This window comes from Pseudomonas sp. RIT-To-2 (genome assembly GCF_029623465.1).
GTDB lineage: Bacteria > Pseudomonadota > Gammaproteobacteria > Pseudomonadales > Pseudomonadaceae > Aquipseudomonas > Aquipseudomonas silvicola.
The window spans coordinates 1-225 of record NZ_JAPYKM010000110.1 but is presented as its reverse complement, the minus strand read 5'-3'; the positions used below and the strand labels follow the sequence as shown (position 1 = coordinate 225).

At 54.7% G+C, this 225-nt stretch carries 2 tRNA genes; both read left to right on the top strand.

From position 1 onward, the window contains the following. The first annotated feature begins 51 nt into the window (after nucleotides 1-51). Nucleotides 52-128: transfer RNA gene (locus QBK88_RS30750), tRNA-Ile, on the top strand. Nucleotides 129-138: 10 nt separating this feature from the next. Then, a tRNA-Ala gene (locus QBK88_RS30745) sits at nucleotides 139-214 on the top strand. Nucleotides 215-225: the final 11 nt, after the last annotated feature.

The window sequence follows — 225 nt, the reverse complement described above, 5'->3', positions numbered from 1 at the left end:
CTTTAAGCTCCAAGCTGATAGCTGATCTGGCTAACAGTTACGCTCGAAATTGGGTCTGTAGCTCAGTTGGTTAGAGCGCACCCCTGATAAGGGTGAGGTCGGCAGTTCGAATCTGCCCAGACCCACCAATTTTGTTATGGGGCCATAGCTCAGCTGGGAGAGCGCCTGCCTTGCACGCAGGAGGTCAGCGGTTCGATCCCGCTTGGCTCCACCATAAACTGCTTC